Source organism: uncultured Maritalea sp. (genome assembly GCF_937139385.1).
GTDB lineage: Bacteria > Pseudomonadota > Alphaproteobacteria > Rhizobiales > Devosiaceae > Maritalea > Maritalea porphyrae_A.
In genome coordinates this window covers 1-2,326 of the sequence record NZ_CAKZPW010000203.1, presented here as the reverse complement: position 1 = coordinate 2,326, position 2,326 = coordinate 1, and the positions used below count along the sequence as shown (strand labels likewise).

The 2,326-nt window shown below is 48.2% G+C and carries 2 protein-coding genes and 1 pseudogene; 1 reads left to right on the top strand and 2 read right to left on the bottom strand.

Going from position 1 to position 2,326, the window contains the following annotated elements; all coding sequences use genetic code 11:
• Nucleotides 1–863, bottom strand: an 863-nt coding sequence (locus Q0231_RS08745) for a peptidoglycan-binding protein (protein WP_299347197.1), incomplete at its 3' end; no start/stop codon positions are given.
• A 79-nt stretch (nucleotides 864–942) separates the two neighbouring features.
• On the opposite strand from Q0231_RS08745, the gene Q0231_RS08740 reads away from it, so the two are divergent.
• Entirely contained in the window at nucleotides 943–1,872 is a 930-nt protein-coding gene (locus Q0231_RS08740; RefSeq protein ID WP_299347196.1) for a trypsin-like peptidase domain-containing protein, read from the top strand.
• Nucleotides 1,873–1,927: 55 nt separating this feature from the next.
• Here the strand turns inward: Q0231_RS08740 and Q0231_RS08735 are convergent.
• Nucleotides 1,928–2,326, bottom strand: a pseudogene (locus Q0231_RS08735) (hypothetical protein); the annotation flags it as partial.

Below are 2,326 nucleotides of genomic sequence, written 5' to 3'. Positions count from 1 at the left end.
TAACGCCACAGGCCCCAACCGATCGCACCAACCACAATGGCCGCAACAATCCAGCCCCACGGCAGGCCAGTTGTGAATGCTAATGCGCCACCAATGATTGAACCGCCACCACCTTTCGTGACTGCATCTTTGGCCACCTGCCCTGCCATTTGCCCGTCACGGCGCAATTGGGCGATGGTGGCCGCACCAAGAATGCCATCATTCACCAAATGCGGATGCGCTTGTTGATAAGCGAGCAAAGCCACTTTGGTCTTTTTACCCATCCATCCATCGATGGCACCGGGGTTAAACCCGCGTGATGTCAAAAGCTCTTGCGCTTCTTGGATCACTGGATCTGGCTTGGATGTTGGTTTGGCGCGCACTTTGCGTGACGCGCCCTCACCTGCATGTTTTGGGTATATGCCATGCAAGAGGATCTGCGCGGTTTCTTTGCGACGACGCACCAAACCAGGCAGCACTCGGCCCTTGGCTTTGTGGTAATGCGTTTCCAAATATTTGGCCGCTTCACGCTTTTTGCCCGCACGCCATAGCTGCGCCCATTTCCAGCCAAATGTGCCAGGTCCCATATTGTAACAATTGTCTACACCAGCATCGAATTCGTGTTGGTTCGCGCCTGGCATACCTTTCGCAGTTGGTGGTTCATAAATTTCGCTAAGCAACGCTTTGAAAAGCTTCATGCCCTCGGCATATGTGATTTTAGTTTTGCCAGGCACCATTCCATTTTTGAAATATTCTCGCGCCACACGGCTACGCATGGTGATACCTGCAAAAATCGTTGGCACCCCAACGGGATCCAAATAGCAAGTCATGACCATGCCTTCATTGCCAAGAATTACTTCTTGGCCCTGTTGGGACGTATTCATAATTTTCTCCAATTTTGGGTAAAAAAACCGCCTCTGGCGGTTTATCTATTCAGCAAGGTAGAGCTTGTGAGCCTAGAACTTGCACTTTAAAGTATTAAGGCGGTACGCCAATGTTGTTGGGGCATTGCTGGTCAATGTCCACATTCATTTCAAAGGGATAATTATAGTGTATTACCCAGAATTAGGTGGTGCGATCGACGATCAAATCCCATCACAATTTGCTCGCGCAAGGACAACACTTGCGTCATTTGCATGCACACTAATAAAGCAGCTCTCAAATGACGGCAAAGATACCGTTTTGTCGCACGGGTCCGGGTGCTTTTGGCGACACAATGGCGATGTGTTTATTCTAACTGCTAGGCACGTTCTTACCGGCCGCTCACCATTTGACGACACAATTCTTTCGCAAGAAAATCAGTACATCCCCAAGCGCATTACTGTCTTTCCGACAGTCACCGCTAATCCGAATGCATGGTTACGCCAGAACTTAACTGTCGAAATAAATCACGACCCACCAAATTTTCTTCAAGATCCAGAATTCGATCAACTTAGAACCGACATTGCAGCCCTGTTCCTTTGTCACGACGAACCGGCACAAATATGCTGTCTAAATGATGATAATAGCATTTTTGGTGAATTATTTACTCTAGTTGGCATGGATTGCAGCGTAGTTGGCTACCCGACACCTCATTTTTCAGGCTTGATGGTGCATATTTGGAAACGGGGTTCTATTGCTTTAGAGACAAATCTGCAGTTGGACAGAAAGCCTATGTTTCTCCTTGATGCTAATACCAGCCCTGGTTTTTCAGGATCACCAGTATTCCGACAGCATTTCGGGCCTTTGCCTGTTCTGCAAGACGATAGCTCAATTGAATTGAAAGTTGACAATGTGCGCACGATAAGTTTTGTCGGCATATATGCTGGTCGCTTACGCCACAGGCACGTTGGCGGTGAAGTTCCCTTCGTTTTCTACGCAAACCGAATTCCGAGGCTCTTTCAGCAGAGGTGAGTCTGCATTTCTCGCAAGCTAACTTGCTTCATTTACCGTTTATGTTTGAAAAGGTCTAAGCAGCGCCCTTGCCACTTATGGAAACCGTGTAGTTCTGCTTTGACCAGCTATGGCCAGCAGAGCCAATGGTCAGCTGAATGCCGTCAATACCAGCTTGCGAACCAACAAACCCCGCCTGCATGCCTGCACGTACATTTGGGTCACCAACAACTCGGCATGAAAAGCTTTCAATGCCTTGTTTGATCTGTTTGGCTTTTGATTTTGCCGCCTGTTTTGCCTCGGCTTCAGAACCAAATGGCTCGCGGATTTTGTAAACCGCTTTGCCTTCAGTCAAAGCCTCAGCTTTCACTTCACCGCGCAACACCTGTGCACGGTCATGGTAGGTTGCAACAACTTCTTTAAAGCGTTTTGAATAGTTCAGTTTGATTTTGGCAGAGCCTTCAATGACCCTACT